The sequence below is a fragment of the Microbulbifer maximicatervae (SeqCode) genome, assembly GCF_052468155.1.
Genome location: NZ_CP174335.1, coordinates 4,607,918 through 4,627,801 on the forward strand (window position 1 = coordinate 4,607,918; position 19,884 = coordinate 4,627,801).

The 19,884-nt window shown below is 49.3% G+C and carries 22 protein-coding genes; 10 read left to right on the forward strand and 12 right to left on the reverse strand.

From position 1 onward, the window contains the following. Positions 1–122 precede the first annotated feature (122 nt). Positions 123–1,109, forward strand: coding sequence for a GlxA family transcriptional regulator (locus ACJJIY_RS19670; RefSeq protein ID WP_413665170.1), 987 nt, complete (start codon positions 123–125; stop codon positions 1,107–1,109). On the opposite strand, the gene ACJJIY_RS19675 is transcribed toward ACJJIY_RS19670, so the two are convergent. Together ACJJIY_RS19675 and ACJJIY_RS19680 are read right to left on the reverse strand one after the other, a co-directional pair. Continuing rightward, positions 1,089–1,742, reverse strand: a complete 654-nt coding sequence (locus ACJJIY_RS19675) for a class I SAM-dependent methyltransferase (RefSeq protein ID WP_445358668.1) — start codon at positions 1,740–1,742, stop codon at positions 1,089–1,091. The genes ACJJIY_RS19670 and ACJJIY_RS19675 overlap by 21 nt on opposite strands. 1 nt (position 1,743) lies before the next feature. Next, a complete protein-coding gene (locus tag ACJJIY_RS19680) occupies positions 1,744–2,220 on the reverse strand; it encodes an Hsp20 family protein (RefSeq protein WP_445358669.1) in 477 nt (158 codons plus the stop codon). 146 nt (positions 2,221–2,366) lie between these two features. Here ACJJIY_RS19680 and thpR point away from each other — a divergent pair, with 146 nt between their 5' ends. Beyond that, the gene (gene thpR / locus ACJJIY_RS19685; protein WP_445356070.1) at positions 2,367–2,951 is read left to right on the forward strand and encodes an RNA 2',3'-cyclic phosphodiesterase; all 585 of its coding nucleotides are present in this window, start codon (positions 2,367–2,369) and stop codon (positions 2,949–2,951) included. 97 nt (positions 2,952–3,048) lie between these two features. Here thpR and ACJJIY_RS19690 read toward each other — a convergent pair whose 3' ends face one another. Next, positions 3,049–3,978, reverse strand: coding sequence for a hypothetical protein (locus ACJJIY_RS19690; protein ID WP_445358670.1), 930 nt, complete (start codon positions 3,976–3,978; stop codon positions 3,049–3,051). Positions 3,979–4,517: 539 nt separating this feature from the next. Here ACJJIY_RS19690 and ACJJIY_RS19695 point away from each other — a divergent pair. Next, the gene (locus ACJJIY_RS19695; RefSeq protein WP_413665165.1) at positions 4,518–4,874 is read left to right on the forward strand and encodes an HPF/RaiA family ribosome-associated protein; all 357 of its coding nucleotides are present in this window, start codon (positions 4,518–4,520) and stop codon (positions 4,872–4,874) included. An 87-nt stretch (positions 4,875–4,961) separates the two neighbouring features. Here ACJJIY_RS19695 and gorA read toward each other — a convergent pair whose 3' ends face one another. Continuing rightward, entirely contained in the window at positions 4,962–6,320 is a 1,359-nt protein-coding gene (gene gorA / locus ACJJIY_RS19700; RefSeq protein ID WP_445358671.1) for a glutathione-disulfide reductase, read from the reverse strand. A gap of 241 nt (positions 6,321–6,561) precedes the next feature. Here gorA and ACJJIY_RS19705 point away from each other — a divergent pair, with 241 nt between their 5' ends. Beyond that, the gene (locus ACJJIY_RS19705) at positions 6,562–7,062 is read left to right on the forward strand and encodes a hypothetical protein (protein WP_413665163.1); all 501 of its coding nucleotides are present in this window, start codon (positions 6,562–6,564) and stop codon (positions 7,060–7,062) included. Positions 7,063–7,140: 78 nt separating this feature from the next. Here the strand turns inward: ACJJIY_RS19705 and ACJJIY_RS19710 are convergent, their stop codons facing one another. From ACJJIY_RS19710 to ACJJIY_RS19725, 4 genes are all read right to left on the reverse strand, one after another. Further along, positions 7,141–8,265 carry a TIGR01620 family protein gene (locus tag ACJJIY_RS19710; RefSeq protein WP_445358672.1) on the reverse strand — a complete coding sequence of 375 codons (1,125 nt, stop codon included), beginning with the start codon at positions 8,263–8,265 and terminating at the stop codon, positions 7,141–7,143. Next, positions 8,262–9,731: a YcjX family protein gene (locus ACJJIY_RS19715; RefSeq protein ID WP_445358673.1), complete on the reverse strand. Its 1,470-nt coding sequence runs from the start codon at positions 9,729–9,731 to the stop codon at positions 8,262–8,264. Before ACJJIY_RS19715 ends, ACJJIY_RS19710 begins: the two co-directional genes overlap by 4 nt. A 128-nt stretch (positions 9,732–9,859) precedes the next feature. Continuing rightward, the gene (locus ACJJIY_RS19720; protein ID WP_445358674.1) at positions 9,860–10,669 is read right to left on the reverse strand and encodes a GIN domain-containing protein; all 810 of its coding nucleotides are present in this window, start codon (positions 10,667–10,669) and stop codon (positions 9,860–9,862) included. A 131-nt stretch (positions 10,670–10,800) separates the two neighbouring features. After that, the gene (locus ACJJIY_RS19725; RefSeq protein ID WP_445358675.1) at positions 10,801–11,223 is read right to left on the reverse strand and encodes an HIT family protein; all 423 of its coding nucleotides are present in this window, start codon (positions 11,221–11,223) and stop codon (positions 10,801–10,803) included. Between the two features lie 336 nt (positions 11,224–11,559). Here ACJJIY_RS19725 and ACJJIY_RS19730 point away from each other — a divergent pair, with 336 nt between their 5' ends. The 4 genes from ACJJIY_RS19730 to tcdA all read left to right on the forward strand — a co-directional run bounded on the left by ACJJIY_RS19730 (position 11,560) and on the right by tcdA (position 13,808). Continuing rightward, the gene (locus tag ACJJIY_RS19730) at positions 11,560–11,919 is read left to right on the forward strand and encodes a hypothetical protein (protein WP_444896694.1); all 360 of its coding nucleotides are present in this window, start codon (positions 11,560–11,562) and stop codon (positions 11,917–11,919) included. 138 nt (positions 11,920–12,057) lie between these two features. Further along, positions 12,058–12,522, forward strand: a complete 465-nt coding sequence (locus ACJJIY_RS19735) for an FKBP-type peptidyl-prolyl cis-trans isomerase (protein ID WP_413665157.1) — start codon at positions 12,058–12,060, stop codon at positions 12,520–12,522. Between the two features lie 49 nt (positions 12,523–12,571). Beyond that, a complete protein-coding gene (locus tag ACJJIY_RS19740) occupies positions 12,572–13,021 on the forward strand; it encodes a thiol-disulfide oxidoreductase DCC family protein (protein WP_444894339.1) in 450 nt (149 codons plus the stop codon). Continuing rightward, positions 13,008–13,808, forward strand: coding sequence for a tRNA cyclic N6-threonylcarbamoyladenosine(37) synthase TcdA (gene tcdA, locus ACJJIY_RS19745; RefSeq protein WP_282933452.1), 801 nt, complete (start codon positions 13,008–13,010; stop codon positions 13,806–13,808). Before ACJJIY_RS19740 ends, tcdA begins: the two co-directional genes overlap by 14 nt. Here the strand turns inward: tcdA and ACJJIY_RS19750 are convergent. Beyond that, positions 13,805–14,689 (reverse strand): LytR/AlgR family response regulator transcription factor, encoded by an 885-nt coding sequence (locus ACJJIY_RS19750; RefSeq protein ID WP_444912644.1) that lies wholly within the window; start codon positions 14,687–14,689, stop codon positions 13,805–13,807. The two genes, tcdA and ACJJIY_RS19750, sit on opposite strands and share 4 nt — an antisense overlap. 138 nt (positions 14,690–14,827) lie before the next feature. On the opposite strand from ACJJIY_RS19750, the gene ACJJIY_RS19755 reads away from it, so the two are divergent. Next, positions 14,828–16,024 (forward strand): acyltransferase family protein, encoded by a 1,197-nt coding sequence (locus ACJJIY_RS19755; RefSeq protein WP_444905782.1) that lies wholly within the window; start codon positions 14,828–14,830, stop codon positions 16,022–16,024. Between the two features lies 1 nt (position 16,025). Here ACJJIY_RS19755 and ACJJIY_RS19760 read toward each other — a convergent pair whose 3' ends face one another. Continuing rightward, positions 16,026–17,684, reverse strand: a complete 1,659-nt coding sequence (locus ACJJIY_RS19760) for an aminotransferase class V-fold PLP-dependent enzyme (RefSeq protein WP_444916086.1) — start codon at positions 17,682–17,684, stop codon at positions 16,026–16,028. Further along, entirely contained in the window at positions 17,681–18,469 is a 789-nt protein-coding gene (locus tag ACJJIY_RS19765) for a TatD family hydrolase (protein WP_444916085.1), read from the reverse strand. The genes ACJJIY_RS19760 and ACJJIY_RS19765 overlap by 4 nt, the downstream gene beginning before the upstream one ends. Positions 18,470–18,530: 61 nt before the next feature. On the opposite strand from ACJJIY_RS19765, the gene ACJJIY_RS19770 reads away from it, so the two are divergent. Further along, positions 18,531–19,151, forward strand: a complete 621-nt coding sequence (locus ACJJIY_RS19770) for a LysE family translocator (RefSeq protein WP_445358676.1) — start codon at positions 18,531–18,533, stop codon at positions 19,149–19,151. 65 nt (positions 19,152–19,216) lie between these two features. Here ACJJIY_RS19770 and ACJJIY_RS19775 read toward each other — a convergent pair whose 3' ends face one another. Next, complete coding sequence (locus ACJJIY_RS19775; protein ID WP_444905786.1) at positions 19,217–19,696, reverse strand: hypothetical protein; 480 nt, start codon at positions 19,694–19,696, stop codon at positions 19,217–19,219. Between the last annotated feature and the right edge of the window lie 188 nt (positions 19,697–19,884).

Here is a 19,884-nt window from a genome sequence, read left to right on the forward strand (position 1 = left end):
CACTTAACACTATAAAAATAAGAGATGCGAGTGTAGGGGGTGGCGATTCTGTCCAGTTATGGGCATACTGGCCAGCAAAATTGAGTGTTTTGGCCAATAGCGCAAGTGCGCATAGATGTGTAATGCGAACAGTAACTTTTCTACTTATCGACCAGATGCTGGCAACCGGTACCGTTCTCCCACTTGAGATGCTCCGCGGTGCGGAGAGTCGCGCCAGGGTTGAGGGCATCAAGGGCAGCCTAAAACTGGTGACCGCCAGCTTGGATGGGGCACCAGTAAATACCCGCTGCGGGTTTACCCTTCAACCGGATGTCGCTCTTAGCGACGCACCAGATAGCGACCTAATCTACATCCCGACCATGTGGCGCAACCCCCGCCCCGCCCTTAAGCGAGGCGGAAAAATATTGGAATGGCTGCGCCAACAGGAAAAACAAGGAGCTGCAATTAGTGCTGTGGGTACCGGAGTTTGCTTTTTGGCCGAAGCGGGCCTCCTTAACGGAAAACCTGCAACCACCCACTGGCATTATTTTGATCAATTTAGCTCAGACTATCCAGAGGTAAAATTAAAACGTCAGTATTTTATTACCCAGGCAGACAAACTTTTCTGCGCGGCCAGCGTCAATGCCCTCGCTGACGTAACGGTTCATATGATCCGCCAACTGTATGGACCGGCCATTGCCAGTCATGTAGAGCGCAATTTCTCTCACGAAATTCGCCGCCCATTTGAAGAGATAGCCTACTCAGAAGGATCTGTTCACTTACACCCAGACGAAGATATCGTTCAAGCCCAGGCCTGGCTCAAGGAACATTGCAATACCGAGGTACGCCTTAGCGAAGTGGCACAACTTTTCGATATGAGCGTGCGATCGTTCAATCGCCGGTTCAAACTTGCTACAGGACAGACACCATTGCAGTATTTGCAAAATGTCAGGGTTGACATGGCGCGCGAGCTTTTACAATCAAGCAATTTATCGGTCAATGAAATTGCTGAAAAAGTTGGTTATCAGGATATGGGACATTTCACAGCGCTATTTAAAAAATTCCTGGCAACAACTCCAAGTGAATACCGCACCACGGTGCGAGCCAAGCTATTCAGGGTCAATACTTAATTTTCTTAGAAAAATAACATCGCTGTGAACAAACTGGAGCTCGGCACCGAGTGACCGAGCCAACCATTCAAATGTCTTCACGCTAAAGAAGCAAATATGTGTAGGGTCTCTGATGTAGTGCCAATTGGCGAAGCGCTCTGCAGAAATAACCAGTTTCGTCATCAGGGCCATAACCCCCCCCGTGCGAAGCCTTTGCCAAAGGTTTTCAAGCTCCTCTCCCGGCCTCACAAGATGTTCGATCACTTCTGTAGCGACAATAAAATCGTAGCTCCTATGCAGCGCCTTTCTGGCCGGCATGTAAAAGTGATCATACAGGTCCACCCGGTGCCCACTCTCCGCCATAATTCTGGCCAATAAAGGCGCCGGACCACAACCAAAGTCCAGGCCATGACAGGCTCCATTCAACTCTTTCAGTAACGGCTGCGCGCAACGACTAAGAAATTGATGGTAACCGTCATCCTCCATCGAATTCTCATGGAGGTCGTAATAAGCTCTCTCTTTTTCAGGTGTCAGATGGTATTGCTGCGGCACAAAAACGAGCGCGCAGTTATCACACTGATGATAACTGCGGAATTTATCCTGATGGTAAAGCTGTACCGCACTTTGGCGGCACAGCGGGCAATGAAGTGACAACTTACGCTACTGCGGCAGTGGACTTAGTCTCACTCCCTCTGTGCTGCAGCACATTACCTTCTGTAATCGAAATTTTTCGTGGTTTCATCGCTTCGGGTATTTCGCGTACCAATTCTATATGCAACAACCCATTAGCCAGTTTTGCATCAGTCACTTTCACGTGATCGGCAAGCTGAAAGCGCCGCTCAAAATTTCTTGCGGCGATACCCCTGTGTAAATAATTTCCCTGGCTATTACTTTCTGGCTTAGTACCGCTAATCACTAAACGATTTTGCTCCACATGAATATCGAGTTCAGACTGCTCAAAGCCAGCGACAGCCATGGAAATTCTGTAGCTATCCTCACCAGTCAGCTCTATATCGTAAGGGGGGTAGGAAGGCTGCTTTTGCTCGCTTGTGGTCATTGCATCGAGCAGACTGGCCATACGGTCAAAACCAATTGCAGAGCGATAAAGTGGAGAGAAATCAAAATTACGCATTATCATATCCTCAATTCAGAGCAATATTTAAAACCATGTCCGTCAAATGACCGGACTCTATTCAGAGGCACTTTTCATTGAAGCTACCACCTGTACTACAGAGATATGGGCAGAGGTTTCTTATTCAAGGGTGACAGATAAATTTTATGCCAAAAAATTACAAAAAACCTAAAGAGCCCACTTGTCGAATCTTTATTGGCATCCAGCTGGATAAAACAACACAAGAATTTTTGAATTACTTAGCGAGCCTCATCACGAACAAACTAAGCGTCCCATCTTTAGCCAGCGCCCGCTGGATAGCCTGTAAGAATCGTCATATCACTCTTTGTTTTTTAGGCCAGGTTCCAATAAAAACAATACCGCCGCTAAAAACCGGCCTGACCTCAATCGCTCGAAACACAACTGAGACGAAAACTCGCCTATTTAAACTTGATACCTTCCCAGGCAATGATGCTCATCTAATCGCCGCAGAAATCACAGCCACCAAACAATTGGCGACCTTGCATATGTCCGTCAAACGCCTCGCAGAGAGCCTATCGATACCGACAGAAAACCGGTGCTATCGCCCACATATCACCCTGTGCAGAAACAGGAAACAATTTCACGGATTTTCTCCAGTCGACCTAGAACACCCAATAACAATTAACAATATTACTCTCTACCAAAGTCAACCAAGCCCGGCTGGAAGCCTTTACACCCCCCTACTAACAACTATTCTACAGTCGCGGTAAAACTCCCCCCCCCATTGGTAAAATCTATTTTCTGGAACCCCAAAAGCAAAAAAGCGAGCCTTAGGCTCGCTTTTTTATTTACTTGTTCACTGAACAATTAATTCAACTCTGACAGCACATACTCCGGATACATAACCAATCTTGGTCGAGACAGACGACGCGCATCAAAAATAAAGACATAGCGAGCCCCATCATCCTCAGCCGGAATTGTACGGCGGAATTTCCAAGTGTTAATTTTATAAGTTTGGCGACCTGACTCAACGGTAGTCACCAAGCGATATTGATTTTCCCCCAAAAACTCAAAGGGCACTCTTTCCCCCCCAATTGGCCGCAACTCAAGATCCCGGAACGTTTTTCTATCGTTACCTTCTTCGTCAGCCAGGAGATCACTTAGGCGTGCTGTTTCCCGCCTTACATAATCCAATAAGTCGGCATCGATCTCACGCTTAGCAACAGCTTCCACTTTAGCGGGCTCCTCGCGCTTTGGCGGCTCGACCTGAGCTTTAATTTGCGGGGGCTTTGGTTTCTCATTAGTAGCAGCAGCTCGCGCCATAGCTGCCCTTCTCTCGGATGCTTCAGCCTTTGCCAGCATATCCTCAACCATCTTGCTAATTTTATCCTGCTGGGCAGAAATCTTAGCTTTGGCATCAGCAATTGCCTGTTTCTCTTCAGCCAGTTTTTGTTGAAGCTGCTGATGATTTTCTTTAATAAACTCGAGACGACGTGAACGGCTATCGACACCTCTCTCCGCCATAGCGAAGGCATGCTTAGCCTTCTTCAGGCGACGCTCAGTATCTGAGTTGGGGGTTGACTCATGAGCCCGGGTCGCTTGATTGAGCTCCTGGCGACTCGCCTCGTATTCCAGGCGCAGGTCATCGAGAGATTTCTGGGCCTGCTCGAGCTTATATTCATAGGAGAGCAGCTCATTTTCGACATCCTCGAGCCCAACACTCCGATTTTCAAGAGACTGTTCCAATCGCGCAAGACGGTTCTTCTCCGCCGTGAGGGGCGTCTGCGCTTGTGCCACTGCCCCACCCATAACTACTAAGCCCGCCAAAAGGAGCGAGCAACACCGCTTTACCGCCATCGTCGTGAACCCATTTCTCGAATTGATGTGTTTCGTGTTTTGGAAGCGCAGCGACTCTGAATCTACGACAGAGTGAAGCTACTGCGCAATATGGTCAATTTTACGCAGGGAGCAAGCTATGAGCAATGACCTTGCGTTCACCTGAGCCAACCAGCTGATCAATAAACCTTCAAATCCACAATATTGAGTCACCACAGTGACACCACTCCAAAATTTATATGAAATTTTTCTGCGATAGCGCTTGATTTTTTTTTTGGCGGAAGCATTATGGATACCAGGGAGAAGATCGCTGGACTCAGCGGAAACCCGACCCGGACGTAAAACACCCTAAGCTGCTTTGTCAGCAAACAATCGTTGCGATTCCGGCAGCTCGGCGCTTCAACTGCAGCCTCGAACCCTCCCACTAGGGCGCCCTACCTTCTTTACAGCAAACCGCAACAGCGGCCTGCATGGTTTCTTTTAACCGGAGGTATGTGCCCATGAAATCAGCGCCTAACGATAACATTGTGTTCCGCGACATTGACAAGTCAGCCGCCCTGGCGACTACCGTATCCAAGAAGTTAAACAAGCTGGAACGTTATTGTGGCGACATCATACATAGTCGCGTAGTCCTCGAAGCTCCTCATCAACACAAAACTAAAGGCAGACACTTCAAGGCATCACTAGAGCTTGCGATTAGTGGCAATCCCGTGACTATTAGTAGTGAGAACGAATCCATACACCGAGCGGTAAACGACACATTCGCCTCCGCCGAGCGCTGTCTGAAAGAGCGTAGCGAACGCAAGAAAACACGGCGGCACCAAGCCCTACAAGAGGTTGTAGAAGAGCCCAGCTAAAAACTGAGAGTCACAAAAAAGGCGGCAAAATGCCGCCTTTTTCATTATTCACAACTGCAACTTATATCTACAGCGTAACAACAGAACCTAACCTGCAACTGGAGTTCTCATGGTTACAAACTCCTCAGCAGCAGTGGGGTGAATTCCAATCGTTGAATCAAAGGTGCTTTTGGTAGCTCCTGCCTTAAGTGCTACGGCCATCCCCTGAATAATCTCCCCTGCGTCATCGCCAACCATATGCACGCCAATCACCTTGTCGTTGGACGCATCTACAACCAGCTTCATCAATGTCCGCTCTGTATTCCCACTCACTGTGTGACGCATTGGCCTGAATTCCGACTTATAAATAGTGACGTTGAGTCCAGAGTCCCGTGCCTCTTCTTCAGACAACCCCACAGTTCCGATATTCGGTTGACAGAAAACTGCTGTAGGAATGTTGTTATAGTCAATTTCAGCCGTCTCTCCCGTGCGCCAATGCTTAACCAAGGCCATAGCCTCCGCCAAGGCAACAGGAGTAAGCTGAGGCTCACCCGTTACATCTCCCAGTGCATAGATTGACCGCACACTAGTTCTAAAATTATCGTCCACAGAGATTGTGCCATCTTTGTGCAAGACAACACCCTGCTCCTCTAGCCCCAACCCTTCAACATTTGCTACGCGCCCAGTAGCGTAAAGCACCATATCTACATTAATACTGGAACCATCATCGGCATGAGCGAGCAAGCTGCCATCCTGAAGCTTCTCAATAGAAACAACGTTGTGGTTAAACTTTAGATCGATATTTTTCTTCTGCATCTCATCGCGAACAAAAGTGCGAATATCCCGATCGAAACCTCGCAAGAATAAATCTCTTCGATAAGAGAGGTGCACGTTCGCGCCGAGACCAGCAAAGATGCCTGCAAATTCGACGGCAATATAACCCCCACCAACAACCAAAACTCGCTTGGGAAAGTTTTCCATTGAGAAAACTTCATTGGAAGTCAGCGCAAATTCCCGTCCCGGAATATTCGGAATAAATGGCCATCCGCCTGTCGCCACCAAAATACGCTCTGCAGTAATTTCTTTGCCGTTAACAACAACACTGTGAGGACCTTTGATGCTGGCTCTGCCATTTAGGGTTTCCACCCCAGAGTTATCCAGCAAATTGCGATAAATCCCATTGAGTCGAGCAACTTCTTTTGCGTTGTTATCCCGCAGCGTTGGCCAGTCAAACTCAACTCCCGCGCTATTCCAGCCATAGGCTCGAGCATCAGAAAAGCCTGCGGAATAGCCACTCGCATAAACAAATAATTTTTTGGGAACACAACCTACATTTACACAGGTCCCCCCCATATAGCGGTCTTCAGCCACAGCGACCTTCATTCCTTGTGCAGCAGCCATCCTACTTGCACGCACGCCACCAGAGCCGGCACCAATAACAAACAGATCAAAATCATACTCAGCCAAAATAAACTCCCACTCAGCTATGCTTCGAATAATTTTTAAACAGCCCGACAATAAGTTTTCTGTGAACAACCATCTCAAGCTGACAATTCTTACTTAATAACCGTTGACACTTGACTTCGCTTTGGATATTCATGTGACTGCTGTCACAGATATCAGCCCGCCAGAGGAAATTGCACAACAAAAAAACCTGAGGCGGATAAAATAACAGTCATTAATAAGAGCAAAACCTATGGGCAATAATATGAAATACCCAAATGCAGTGATGCAGCGCGCCCTATTGCTTACCTCTCTACTGCTCATCAGCAATTTAAGCAGCGCAAAGTCTCATCCATCCTATCTGTCAGAAAAATACTGTGGCGATGTGGTTGAACAATTTGTCGGCTCGGGCATGCGTAGCCTCGACAAGTATATCAACCATAACTTCAACCCCGAATACACCGGGGGAATTCGCAATACAATACAGTTTCTCGAACAGAGGTTGGACTGGCTGAGCGAGTGCGATGATTACCTGACAGACACCACAAAAAGCTCAGTATTTCACAGCAAAGACGACACACAAAAGATCTTCACCGCCATCAGAGAGTTAGCCAAGGAGCTCCAACACGTCCGGTCTGGTGTTGAATATCGGGATGAATCGGGAAATAACAACCCCGCCCCCTTCATACAGCGCCGCTATGAAGCCCTGGCCCAGCTGGTTGATCGACATCACACCCGCATGTTGATGAAAAAACAGTTTCAATAAGTTGCTGACAAAGGGGGCAGATTTTCGCCCCCTTACATCAAATAGTCAGCCCAAGAGATTGACTTACGATCCCAGTAGCTACTCGGTACCCGCCTTCCGAACCTTTGCTTCCTTTCGCGAGCTAAGCCCAACCATAGAAAACAACTCGGGCATCCTCTCTTTAAGGCCACCACCAATACGGGCCATAACTGATCTCAGGCGAGGGCGCTGCTTTTCAGTAAAAGGGATTGGCCGACAGCTTTGCATTGTCGCCAAGCCGATACGCGCAACAAACAGACTGGCTCCGACCCCCTGCCCCAAACGCACAGATACTGTGCTCAGCATGCTATCGCCAACAAGTTCCGGCCACATTTCACTGATCGCATACTCACTCGCGCCAGTGTAGGCGACCAAAGACAAAACCCTCTTGAACAAGCGCCATCGCACCACAAGAGACGGCTGCACGCCATAAATCTGCGCCACATCATCAATCATTCGCAGTGACTGCCTCAGGGCAACCAGAATATCGATACTGGCAAAAGGGCTCAGCCCAACCAGTGCACCAGTGCTCGTTGAGTGGCGCACGACTCTCCTTAGAGCTTCTTGGTCAAGGGCGTTTAAGAAGGTAACCTCTAAATGCTCTAACAACTCACTGCTATCGTAATAGTCAGCTGCCTCATCTAGAACTCGATTGAGCAGTACACCTTGGGGCTTACCGGCAAAATGCTCCTGCAAATTGCGCCTGAATACTTGCGCCTCTTGGTGACTGCGGCAGTCTCGGGCCTCGGCAGCCATTGCCTGAGTTTTTTCAAGCTTGTTCAGTGGGCGCCCCGCTCGGAAAAACTCCCACACGGAACTACCAATGATTGCACTGAAGCCCGCCATCAAAACAGCCACAAAAAGCCCCAATCCCCAGTGTTTATCGACCGCCCATTGATAAAGTCCATAAAACTCCCATCCGACCACGACCACCACTATTGCAAGCGCAGAGAGCACTGCTGGCTTTAGCCACTTAAACCGGAAAGTGGGTAGGCGCAACTCGGAGAAAGCAATCCGATCAGGAAGAGACTCTCCAGTGGTTATTGACCTAGGAATCTCCACTGACTCATCCGCAAGCGGTTCCACCCGCGTCGCATCTCTGTGCGGGACCTCCTGTCCAGGCTCATCTAGCGACTCGATACGTGTTTCGCGACGGTACTCAGTATTTTTATCACTGTTAATCAAACCTTATCTCCCAACAGAAGGTTCAAAAGAGCATCCACCCGTATATGTGGAATATGTCCTTCCTGCATTCCCACTGGAGGCCGCAGCTGTGGTGGTGCAGCTCCCGCATAGTGGCTCCACCCCTGCTCTTCATAGGGCGCCTGGGCAAAAATTTCCGCATTCTCAAAACCCAAATACTGCCCTTCGAGGTCATAACCCATCAGCATTCTCCGTCCATTCTTCTGCCCCTCTCTAGAGCAGCGAACCGCGGCAATCGCCTCACTAAATACCGGCAAACCCCGGTGACGGGCATCGGAGAAAGTCTGTTGTAACTGCTGGCCTAGAAGCTGCCTCAAAGCATCGTGGTCGGCAGCAAGTACCTGATCGACTTTAGTCGCAGCAAAAAGGAGTCGATTAACCTTTGGGCGCCATAGCTTGCTTAAAATCCCCGATTCGCCATAGCGGAATGTATCGGCAATATGAGCAAATGCCAGACGCATATCTTCCAGGGACTGTTCACCAGCAAATAGAGTGCCAATCATATCTACCAGTACCAGTTGTCGATCGATATGTCGAAAATGGCTGTCTACAAAGGGTTTTACCTGCGCTTGCACATAGCGTTCGTAACGCGCCTGCAAAACCTTAAAAACACTACTCTCAGACAAAGCAGCTAACTGCCCAGCATCTAAACCACGCAAATCCAGGAGTGGAACTACCCCGTACGCCTCCTCGTCTAGCAGCGCTCTACCAGGCTGTAAATAACTGAGATTCAACTTGGTTCGGCAACTCAGGAGATAAGCTCGGTATTCCCCCCATAATTCGTCCAAATTTACTTCACTGGCATTCGCCTGGGGGGACAGTGCTGCCAGCTGAGCTGTCAACTGGGGGGCCAGCATTGACCGCGCATCTGTAGAAAATAGGTGTGCTTGATGACGACACCACTCTGCGTAATCCATACGCAATAGCGGCAAGTCCATCAACCATTCCCCTGGGTAGTCACGCAACTCCACTACCAACGTCTTCCTACCATTACCCCGAAAACGGCGCCGGCTGCGTAAATGGATGTGTAACTCCATAGCCGAAGCATCTCTAGTGCTCTGTGGCCAACTAGGTGGCTCAGCCATCAGTGCCGACAGGCAGGTCTGATAATCAAACGGCGCCAAGCCCGAGTCCAGCGCTGGCTTCAACTCTGCCCCCAACAGATCGCCATTGAGTGCAGGGGCAAAACCAGGTAATTGAGACTTCTCTGGATTGCAGAGTTGGTATATCAGACTGGTGAGAAACGTGGACTTGCCAGCACCACTGAGCCCAGTGATACCGATACAGATGCGTCGGTCCAACAAGCGCTCGGCGGCCCAGTGGGATTTATCCTGGGCCTCTCGGCTCCAGCGCCGTAGCTTTTCTTTTAAATGTGGGCGAGATTGACTCTCGCGAGACATAGAATCTTGGCGGTCCAGCGACACACACTCTGTCACTTTGGGTTCCATATAAAGCTGACTTCCAGAAATGGGAATAGAGAGGATGATGGAGGCTCAAGAATACCCTCCAAAAAGAAATAGGCGCACAGCCTTACTGGCCGAACGCCTTAGATGCAAAGGGGCTCAGGAGCCGCCGCTTAGTCGACCAGCGCTACGTCTCCCGACCCCATCACTGAGAAGGAGTCAGTTCCCGGCCGTTTCAAGACAATATCACCCGATCCCATTATTGAACCGCTAGCATTATCGGCGCGCAAACTGCGGCCAATAAAATCACCTGAACCCATGAGGCGAACGTTCACATCGGCAACTCGCCCGCCAACCAACATATCGCCGGAACCTTGTATCTCCGCAAGTAAACTCTCACCGGTAATAGTACTTATCTTCATGTCGCCAGAGCCAGTCACCGCTACTTCCCCTTTGACAGTCAATGCCTTGTTGAGGAACAAATCACCGGAACCAGTAACATACGCTTTCAAGGATTCTGCGGCGACCTTGTCGATATTGATCATTCCTGAGCCCGTCACCCCCAAAGTTAGGCCTTCACTCTCAACACTTGAAGATCTAGCCTCACCAGAGCCAGTCACCTTAAGAGCCTCAATTTTAGGCATCGTCACGGTGAAGTTAACTTCATCTCCCTGCCCTCGGGATATGGTGACAAATCCAAAAAGGTTCTGGGTGTTTTCCTCAACGGATAACTCCAACCTTTCCCCTTTTACCTCAACTTTGACGTAGGGCATTGTACTGACAGGGCCGACAGCGACAACTTCAAAACTGTCCCCCTGAATCAACTTCAAGTGAGAACTTCCCTTGAGAGACACCTGAGTGAACCCTTCCATATCGAAACGCTTAGTTTCCATTTCTTCTGCCTGGGCATTAGTGCAAAACACAGCGACTGTGGCGAGGACTACTACCAGCGGGGCAAAGAGCGTCTTCTTCAAAATCATCATTAGAGAAATCTCATCGTTATTACAAGTTCATACCTATGTGACTCAGTAAGAGGGGGACTTGGATGCAGTGTCCCACAAATATTTTGGGGACACCATGTGACCAGCCAGTCTAAAAAATCACTCTTAACGTCCTAGCCGCACTCCGCCTCGCTAAAGCCCTGCTCCTTTAAGGATTGTCGAATCTTTTCCGCCTCATGTGCCAACTGCTCAGAAGAAGCAGGCTTTTGCTTGGAGAAGTCAAAGTCTGACAATTCATTTACGGGTATCAGGTGGATATGGGTATGTGGCACTTCAATCCCAGCAATCATCACACCCACTCGCTTCGGTGAGTAAGTTGCTTTCAGCCCTTTCGCCACCTTTTGCGCAACCAGCATTAGATGACTCGCCAGCTCCTCCGGAACATCATCCCAATGATTAATTTCCTCAACAGGGATGACCAAACAATGACCAGCCTTAATGGGTGAAATGGTCAAAATAGCTACGACCTTTTCATCTCTCCAAATAAAATTGCCAGGTAAATCGCCATTAATAATCTGAGTAAAAATACTTGCCATAAATTATCTCAAAAGGTTGAAATTTATTATTTGGTGCAAGCGTGCAGTCTAACACCAAGAAGAAAAAATAAAGTGTAAAGGCTTAGAAAATACTTGCGCAAACATAGATTTTCTTCTTTGGCGAAATAAACCCCCAATATGTGACAACCTGTCGAACAGAATGACAATTTTCTTAAACCAAGTTGGCATACTGAAAGAATATGTCTTAGGCTCGTCACCAATTAATGTTGTACCGCCATTGAGCCAATGCACATTGTGCTTCTCGTTACCAAAATACTTTTTCGGCTCTGCGGATAAACTTTAAATCAGTGCCAACTGCTCACCGGGGGGAGAGATATGGAAAGCCTGTTGGATCAGGTCGGTGGTGCTAAATTTGTCAACCGTACAGTCAGTGAATTTTACGGTGCTCTCAGCCACCACCTTTCAGCCTACGAAACTTGTGATTTCCGCAAACAATTAAGTCGTCAAGCTCAGTTTTTGAGCCATGCGTTGTCATCTACACCGGAACCAGACCGGAGTAGTCGCGCCCGTTTTTTAGCCAGGGGGTTAAACCCAGAGCTATTCGATTCAATGCTGGAGTATTTCGAGGGTCGCCTATTGGAGTTGGGCTATCGCCCTGACTTCAGCACACAACTGGTTGCGATCGTAACCAATCTCTATGGAGGTTGTGAGCAGGACCTGTCAATCGCTTGCTAATCTTTATCAGCGGCGCGCACGCACAAGTTGCGGCGCGCCCGCCCTGTCAATACAATTGCGCTTCACAGCCTTTACCCCCCGTTTTATTGCGCAGCGGTAAGCGCTCATTCACATACTCTTTTATATCAGAGATTATTCATGAAGATTGCCAACCACACAGTTGTGGAGATCCACTACACCCTGAAAGATGCTGACGGAACAGTCATTGACTCCTCAGCCAATGGAGAGCCGCTCAAATATCTGCAAGGGGTTGGTAATATCATTCCTGGGCTTGAGCGCGAGATGCTGGAAAAGGCACCCGGTGATAAATTTACTGCGGTAATCGCACCAGAAGACGGTTACGGCGAGCAAAACCCGGAGCTGATCCAAACCATGCCGCGCAGTGCCTTTGGTGGTGTTGAAGAGTTATCTGTAGGAATGGCATTCCGTGCAGAGAGCACCGAAGGTCACCCGATTGAAGTCGAAATTATCGACATCGACGGCGACGAAGTCACTATCAATGGCAACCACCCCCTCGCCGGCGTTGAGCTGCACTTCGAAATTGAAGTTGTTTCTGTACGCGAAGCGACTGCCGAAGAAGTTGATCACGGCCACGTGCACTGATCCCATGATATGAAACGCCGCCAGCCGCGCGGCGTTCCCCCCTTCCCCAATGTCATTGCCAAACAACATCATCCTGTTTGATAGCATCTGCAACCTGTGCAATAGCTGGAGTCAACTAATACTCAAGCGCGACAGAGAGCAGCGCTTTACCCTGTGCCGAGTGCAGTCCAATGCAGGCCAGCACTTCCTTAAACAGCTGAACCTGCCGCTGGACACTTACCAGACCATGATTTTGCTGGAACGACATGGTGGCACTTACCAATCCTTTTACAAAAGTGAAGCGGCACTGAGAATTGCCAGCCGCCTACCACAACCCTGGCGTTTATTGGCCATTTTGCGCTACATTCCCCGCCCGGCAAGGGATTGGCTCTACGACTTGGTTGCTCGAAACCGCTATCGCTGGTTTGGTCAACGGGAAAGTTGCCTATTGCCGTGTGACGCTGACAAACAGCGGTTTTTGGAAGATGTACCTGAAGAGACCCCAGATGAGCTTGTCTGACCAGTATTTACAGCGATTTGGCGGCATTGCTCGCCTGTATGGCGATAAGGCCCTCGAAATTTTATCCTCTGCTCACATATTGGTGATCGGTATTGGTGGCGTAGGGAGCTGGACCGCAGAGGCCTTGGCGCGAAGCGGCATTGGCCAGTTGACGCTAATAGACTTGGATGACGTCTGCATCACCAATACCAATCGTCAGAGCCACGCACTCGCCGATACTGTAGGCCATATCAAGGTCGAGGTGATGGCAGAGCGCCTACGGCAGATTAACCCGGAGATTACAGTTCATACGGAAGAGGACTTTATCGCTAATGACAATTTCTCAGAGCTGATCAATCCTGATATACACCCTATCGATGTGGTGATTGATGCAATAGACTCCGCACGGGTAAAAGCCGCCCTGATCGCTTACTGTAAAGCCCGAAAAATACGCTTGATAACGGTTGGTTCCGCAGGAGGTAAGCGCTCCCCCGATCGCATTGAGTGCGCCGATCTCGGCCGTACAATTAATGATCCGATGCTGGCAAAAGTCCGCCAACATCTATACCGCTTTCACAACTTCCAGAAGAGTCGCAAGCGCCAGTTTGGCATCGATGCGATCTTTTCCACTGAAGCAATGGTATACCCGCAGCCAGATGGGCAAGTATGCCAGCAGAAGAGCGCTATGCAGGACGGTGTTAAATTAGACTGCAGTGGCGGCTTTGGTGCGGCAACTATGATTACCGGCACCTTTGGGTTTTTGGCCGCCAACCGGGCCATCGAGCGACTTCTCCAGGCAAAAAACTAAGCCGGGGTTAATTGAGCCCTCAGCTGATCGCGGTAGCGCCTGCTCACCGGGATCAGCTGGCCGCCAACCAAGTGAATACGCGCATCACCGCTCTCCAGGGGTTCAATCTCCGCAATAGAGTCCAAGCGCACAATATAGGAGCGGTGGATGCGAGCGAATGACCCTGGATCCAAACGCTCCAGTAACTTGGTCATAGTCTCTCTCAGGGGGTAAATTCTATCGCCCAGGTGCAGATTGACATAGTTGCCAGCAGCTTCCACCCATTCGATATCCTGCACATTAACCAGAAATTCTTTTCCCAGCTTTTTCACCAGAAGACGCTCCGGCCTTTCTACTGGCTCAGCAGCATCTCCCTCATCTGGCTCTTCTAGTAAGCGCGCCTCACCCTGTAAACGTACCAATAAGAAGCGGTACAAATAAACAGAGCTTAAAAGAGCGGCATAGGTTTGAATATCTTTGAGATATTCATAGAAAAATTCTACAGGCCAGTTACCAAAGTTATAGGAACCGTCATTAAGGTGGTAAATGACCGTCCTCATAAACACCATGCCGGAAACGTGGACCAAGGACCAAGGCAAAGTGAAAAATAAATGTATGGCCAAGTTCTGCCGAACTATCCCCTTGCGCAGGGGAAAATAATGATCAAGAAGCAATATCAACGGAAATAAGATTGCGATCATTAGGATACTGGTTCCCTCCCACACCAGAAATTCCCATGGCTGAAAAATAGAACCCCAGCGGCGGTGATCAAAGTATGCCAAAGCGAACTGAACAAGCCACTGGCCGACAAAAAACAACACCCAGAACCCCACCTCAAACTGTCGCCGGTGCGTCAAATACTGCTGAACCGTCATTGCTCCTGAACCAGTATAAAAATTCATCGGCAGTCTACCCCCGATTCACCCCCGAAAACCACCACTGGCCCCTAATACCCTACAAATCGGCACTTTGGGATAGCTAATGGCAAATACTAACGGGAGCATAGCAAGCGACTAAAACAGCCTCGAACGACGAAACCTATGCATTCAATAACACAGAGACGCCACGATATTGACGCCCTTCGTGTACTAGCCTTTGGCCTACTTATTCTCTACCACCTGGGAATGGCCTATGTCGCGGAATGGGGGTGGCATGTAAAAAGCAGCTACCAAAGCGAGCCACTACAACTGGTAATGCTAGCGGTTAACCAGTGGCGGATGCCGTTGTTGTTCCTGATTTCAGGTGCAGCCAGCTATTTTCTCTTCCACAAGCTGGGCACTGGGGGTTACTTACTGAGAAGAATGAAGCAGCTATTGATTCCGCTGGCATTTGGAATGCTGGTGGTGGTTCCACCCCAGGCCTACTATGAAGCGCTAAGCAACGGCATTATTGAGCCTGGATACTTATCTTTCCTGCTGAAGTACTTCTCGTTCAGCCCCTGGCCAGAAAATGCCTTTGCTGGAAGTGAGTTTGGCCTGACCTGGAACCACCTGTGGTATCTACCCTATCTGGCATGCTACACCCTGGCCCTTATTCCTCTAGCCCTGTGGTTTAAACACCAACGGTGGCTGGGCCGATTCATGGAGAATATTAAATCTTGGCAACTGCTAATTCTACCGCTTGTGCCTATGATGGTGTACGGCCTGGTCCTATTTCCGCGCTTTGGTGGAATAAACTATGCCGTCGTCGACGACTGGTACACCCATGCCAGATTTTTTACTTATTTCTTCTGCGGCTACTTGCTGGTCAGCAGTAACGCTCCCTGGGAAATACTGGCAAGGCTGCGCAATCGCTTGATTATTGCAGCGCCCCTCACTTTCGCCCTATATCTATTATTTGATCGAGTACTACCTGATAACAGTATTCCCGCGCAGAAAATACTGCTTTTTATTGTTATCTATACAAATCGATGGGTATGGCTCCTGGCTGTTTTAGCCTGCGCTTATCGATTTCTCAATAAGCAATTCCGTTGGTTACCCTATGCCACTGAAGCGGTTTATCCCTGGTATATCCTCCATCAAACCATTACCGTAATCGCTGTGTATCAATTGGGGCAACTCGCTCTGGGGCCCATCCTGGAGCCCTTGCTAGTATTATTAATCACTATTTTCGGCTGCTGGGCTTCATATGAATTTATCATCCGAAGAAATCCAGTTTTACGGCCGCTGTTTGGTTTAAAGCCTATTTCCAATATAAGGCCTATTGCGGTGGAGGCCCCCATACCCCGCTCCAGTTAAGTTAATGGGAGGTCTGCTCCACCAGATTCAAAGCACGTTGCAGCAATGCGTAAAAACCATTGCTGCGCGATTCACTTAAGTGCTTACCGAGTCCCAGCTCAGCAAATAACAGAGAAAGATCTCTCTCTCGAATCTCAGTAGCCGTGCGGCCATCAATTTGTGAAAGTAATAACGCTCCCAGGCCTTTTACAACCCGGCTGTCGCTTTCCAATCCAAAATAGTGCCTACCACCCTCTGTCCGGTGCGCTAACCAAGCTGCGGACTCACAACCCCGCACCAGGTTTTCTTCGGTACGTATCTCGGGCTTTCGGGCAATAGTTTTACTCCACAGCATTAATTCTCTATAACGTCCCTGCCAGTTGCGCTGGGAAACCAAACTCTCCAGCAATAACGAGGAAAAATCATCCCTGGCCCATTCATCACTCTGAATACTATCCCCCTGTTCAATTGACTTCTGGATCTCACAGTACTCTTTCAGGGCCTGCAAAAAAGCCTGAATATCACTATCAGTATTGTAGGCTGCGACTGATGCTCGGACCGTCACCAAATCACCGCTCTCTTTACCTAACAATTGTGCACAGTGATGGCCTACTCTCACTGCAATATCGCGCTCGTCCAGCCAGTGCATCAAATCGGCAGCGCTACCATGAATAGGCACAAAAGAGACAATACCCAGATTGTGGCGCACTTGGCTGATAACCCTAAAATTGGGGGACGCTATCAGTTCGCGATGTATCCATCGCACCAATTTCTGCTCATGCGCCGCTATAGCGACCCTATCTTGCTGCTCAAGAAATTCCAGTGCCGCTCCAAGACCCGCTATTGCCGCCAGCGGAGAAGTGCCTGCCTCAAATTTGTGCGGCAAGCCTGCATAATGACTCGTTTCAAGTTCAACGTCGGAGATCATTTCTCCACCACCCAGCCATGGCGGCATAGATTCCAAAAGTGTTTCCCTACCGTATAAGAAACCAATTCCTGACGGGCCATAAAACTTATGTGCTGAGGAAACAAAAAAATCACAGCCAATTTTCTGCACATCAATCACTTCATGAGCTGCCAACTGGGCGCCATCAACAATCCACATCAAGTGCTTTCTGCGCAGCAATTGCCTCACTGCAGCCAGGTCCGGACGCAATCCGAGTGCGTTGGAACCGCCGGTCAGGGATACAATTCTTGTGCGCTCATTCAGCACTTCTCCCAGGCGATCAAATTCCGGGACACCCGCTACATGGGGTACATAGCGTAAACTCAAATTGAATCGCTTGGCCGCCATCTGCCAAGGGATAATATTTGCATGATGCTCCGCTGTTGAGATGACAATTTCATCCCCAGCCTGCAACTCACTGCACAGGCTGTGCGCCAACAAATTCAGTGCCTCAGTAGCACCGCGACAAAATACAATTTCCCTTGTGCTGGCAGCATTAACAAATTGTGCCGCTTGGCGACGCACTCGCTCCACCATCTCTGTAGCCTTACGGGCTAGACGGTGACTGGAGCGGTGCGTATTGGCATTGCTGTGCACATAGTAATCGCGTACAGCATTAATCACTGTCTCTGGTTTCTGCGTCGTTGCAGCATTATCCAGGTATACCAACTCCTTATTCTCCTCTTGAGCAAAGAGGGGAAATGACTGCCTGAATGATTCAGCGGAAAAACTCATAGGGAAAATAACTTCTCAGTATTTCGACAGGTAGCATTGGCGATTTCCCGCACGGAAACTCCCCGTAAATCAGCCAGTGCTTGTGCAATTTTAGAAAGGTTTTCAGGGCTATTACGCATACCCTGCTGACCTGAAAGAGGCATATCCGGGGCGTCCGACTCAAGCAGTAAACTCTCCAGCGGCGCACGTGACACAGCCCGTCGGGTTTTCGCTGCCCGTGGGTAAGTAATTGTTCCACCGATACCCAGATAGAAGCCGCGCTTCCAGTACTCTTGCGCCATTTGCTCACTTCCACTGAAAGCGTGGATCACACCTCCCCGCGGGAGCTTGAATTGCTTTAACAGCCTCAGGAGTTCATTGTGGGCCCGGTGAACATGCAGAATAATCGGCAGTTCATGGTTACTAGCAATCTCCAAATGAAGCTTGAGAATATCTTCCTGCTTATTCAAGTCAGTGCCGATAGAGGCATCCAAGCCACACTCTCCAACAGCGACACATGAGTATTTCTCAAGGCTCTCACTAAGCCGTACTCCCAACTCCATCAGGTTTTCCCGCCAACGGGAATCTTGCGGGATTTTCTTCACCCACCAAGGGTGAACACCAGCAGCCATCATCCAACCGGGCTGTTCCGATACCAGAGCGCCCAACGACTGCCACTGAGCCTCGCAAACGCCGGGGATAATGACCCTATCTATTCCAGCATTGAGACATCTTTGCCACACCTGCTCCCGGTCCAGAGAAAAAACCTCAAAATCAAAGTGGCAATGACTGTCTATAAATTTCACTTGTGATACCCATTATTCGCGCGCATATTAGCATGAAGTCGCCTTTTCCTCTGGTACACCTGTGATTGAATCTCTTTTGCCGATCGCCCTTTTTGCTTTCTCAGCCAGTATTACACCGGGCCCTAATAACCTGATGATTATGTCCTCAGGACTCAATCACGGCATCTACAGTTCAACACCTCACCTACTGGGAATTTGGCTGGGATTTCCCGCCATGGTGGTTGCCATTGGCTTGGGACTGGGAACCGCCTTCAATCACTTCCCTTTTCTGCATGAAGTTATTCGCTGGGCAAGCATTGCCTATTTACTCTACCTGGCATGGATAATTGGTTCGACCCGGGAAATGGGTTCTGGAAATTCAAGCCAACCCCTGAGCTTTACTCAGGCGATGGCTTTTCAGTGGATCAATCCTAAAGGCTGGATTATGGCCACTGGAGCACTGGCTGCTTTCACCAGTCCCGGCACAGAAATATGGTCGGGAGTTGTTAAGGTTGCACTGGCATTTATCACCATTGGCGGGCCTTGCGTTGCCATTTGGCTATTCTTTGGCGTTGGGCTAAAACGGTTCCTGACTGAACCACGCTACTTGCGAAGCTTTAACATTGCTATGGGATTGTTGCTTGCTGCAAGCGTTATCCCCTTGGCCCTCGAGGGGCTTACCCCCTTTGGCGCAGCCACCTGAAAGGTCTCTTCTACAGCTTAAGCTCGGGAGCCTTCAACTCCCGAGGCGCTCAAAGCTGGGAAAAACTAGCGAGACGCAGCCTGAAAACGGCTTACTGCACGAAGCTCGGCTGAGTCCTGTAACCAAACAATATCTTCAGCATCTACTTGCTGCCCTGTTATCCCTGACAACTGATCACTGAGTACTTCTAGTCGGGTATTCTCATCGACGCCCTCCACCGGAAGTCGGATCCAGACCTGCCCCTCTTCGTCTGTAACCTCCGCAGGTGCCCCCTGGTCAGTACTGCTTAAATGGCGATCAAAAACCGAGCTATGCCCTGGCGGCAAATAAATGGTGCCATTGGTAATATCGACAGCGAAAGCCACTATGCCCGGCAGCAAGCCAAATAGCAGGCCTGCGCCGTCCAAGATTACGACCGCAGGATCAACTCGCCCACCCGCCTGCCCTTTGCGCTCCGGGTACAGGAAATAGCCACAGGCGCTCAGATTCATCACTGTTACAAGCGCAGCGGATGCCACGATACTTCGTTTAATCACTCTATTCATGGTGTCACCTCTCACGAAAGCCCCCTATGCGGAGCTATTACTTGTTCTTTCTATTCCCACTAATGCCATGGGACCTATTCTCTATCTGTACAAATTCACGTCAGATAGCCCTGAGACAAAAAGATCATCAAATTTACGCCGATCGAAACGTTCGTACAACATCAAGCAGGCTCGATTGCCTAAACTTT

What these genes read in the sequence shown, in the direction of transcription:
- ACJJIY_RS19740 (WP_444894339.1), top strand. Translation starts at nt 12,572, where the DNA reads ATGTCATTGCCAAACAACATCATCCTGTTTGATAGCATCTGCAACCTG.
- ACJJIY_RS19695 (WP_413665165.1), top strand. Translation starts at nt 4,518, where the DNA reads ATGAAATCAGCGCCTAACGATAACATTGTGTTCCGCGACATTGACAAG.
- ACJJIY_RS19720 (WP_445358674.1), bottom strand. Translation starts at nt 10,669, where the DNA reads ATGATGATTTTGAAGAAGACGCTCTTTGCCCCGCTGGTAGTAGTCCTC.
- ACJJIY_RS19670 (WP_413665170.1), top strand. Translation starts at nt 123, where the DNA reads ATGCGAACAGTAACTTTTCTACTTATCGACCAGATGCTGGCAACCGGT.
- ACJJIY_RS19750 (WP_444912644.1), bottom strand. Translation starts at nt 14,689, where the DNA reads ATGAATTTTTATACTGGTTCAGGAGCAATGACGGTTCAGCAGTATTTG.
- thpR (WP_445356070.1), top strand. Translation starts at nt 2,367, where the DNA reads ATGCCAAAAAATTACAAAAAACCTAAAGAGCCCACTTGTCGAATCTTT.
- ACJJIY_RS19760 (WP_444916086.1), bottom strand. Translation starts at nt 17,684, where the DNA reads ATGAGTTTTTCCGCTGAATCATTCAGGCAGTCATTTCCCCTCTTTGCT.
- ACJJIY_RS19755 (WP_444905782.1), top strand. Translation starts at nt 14,828, where the DNA reads ATGCATTCAATAACACAGAGACGCCACGATATTGACGCCCTTCGTGTA.
- ACJJIY_RS19680 (WP_445358669.1), bottom strand. Translation starts at nt 2,220, where the DNA reads ATGCGTAATTTTGATTTCTCTCCACTTTATCGCTCTGCAATTGGTTTT.
- ACJJIY_RS19735 (WP_413665157.1), top strand. Translation starts at nt 12,058, where the DNA reads ATGAAGATTGCCAACCACACAGTTGTGGAGATCCACTACACCCTGAAA.
- ACJJIY_RS19715 (WP_445358673.1), bottom strand. Translation starts at nt 9,731, where the DNA reads ATGGAACCCAAAGTGACAGAGTGTGTGTCGCTGGACCGCCAAGATTCT.
- ACJJIY_RS19775 (WP_444905786.1), bottom strand. Translation starts at nt 19,696, where the DNA reads ATGAATAGAGTGATTAAACGAAGTATCGTGGCATCCGCTGCGCTTGTA.
- ACJJIY_RS19730 (WP_444896694.1), top strand. Translation starts at nt 11,560, where the DNA reads ATGGAAAGCCTGTTGGATCAGGTCGGTGGTGCTAAATTTGTCAACCGT.
- ACJJIY_RS19705 (WP_413665163.1), top strand. Translation starts at nt 6,562, where the DNA reads ATGAAATACCCAAATGCAGTGATGCAGCGCGCCCTATTGCTTACCTCT.
- tcdA (WP_282933452.1), top strand. Translation starts at nt 13,008, where the DNA reads ATGAGCTTGTCTGACCAGTATTTACAGCGATTTGGCGGCATTGCTCGC.
- ACJJIY_RS19725 (WP_445358675.1), bottom strand. Translation starts at nt 11,223, where the DNA reads ATGGCAAGTATTTTTACTCAGATTATTAATGGCGATTTACCTGGCAAT.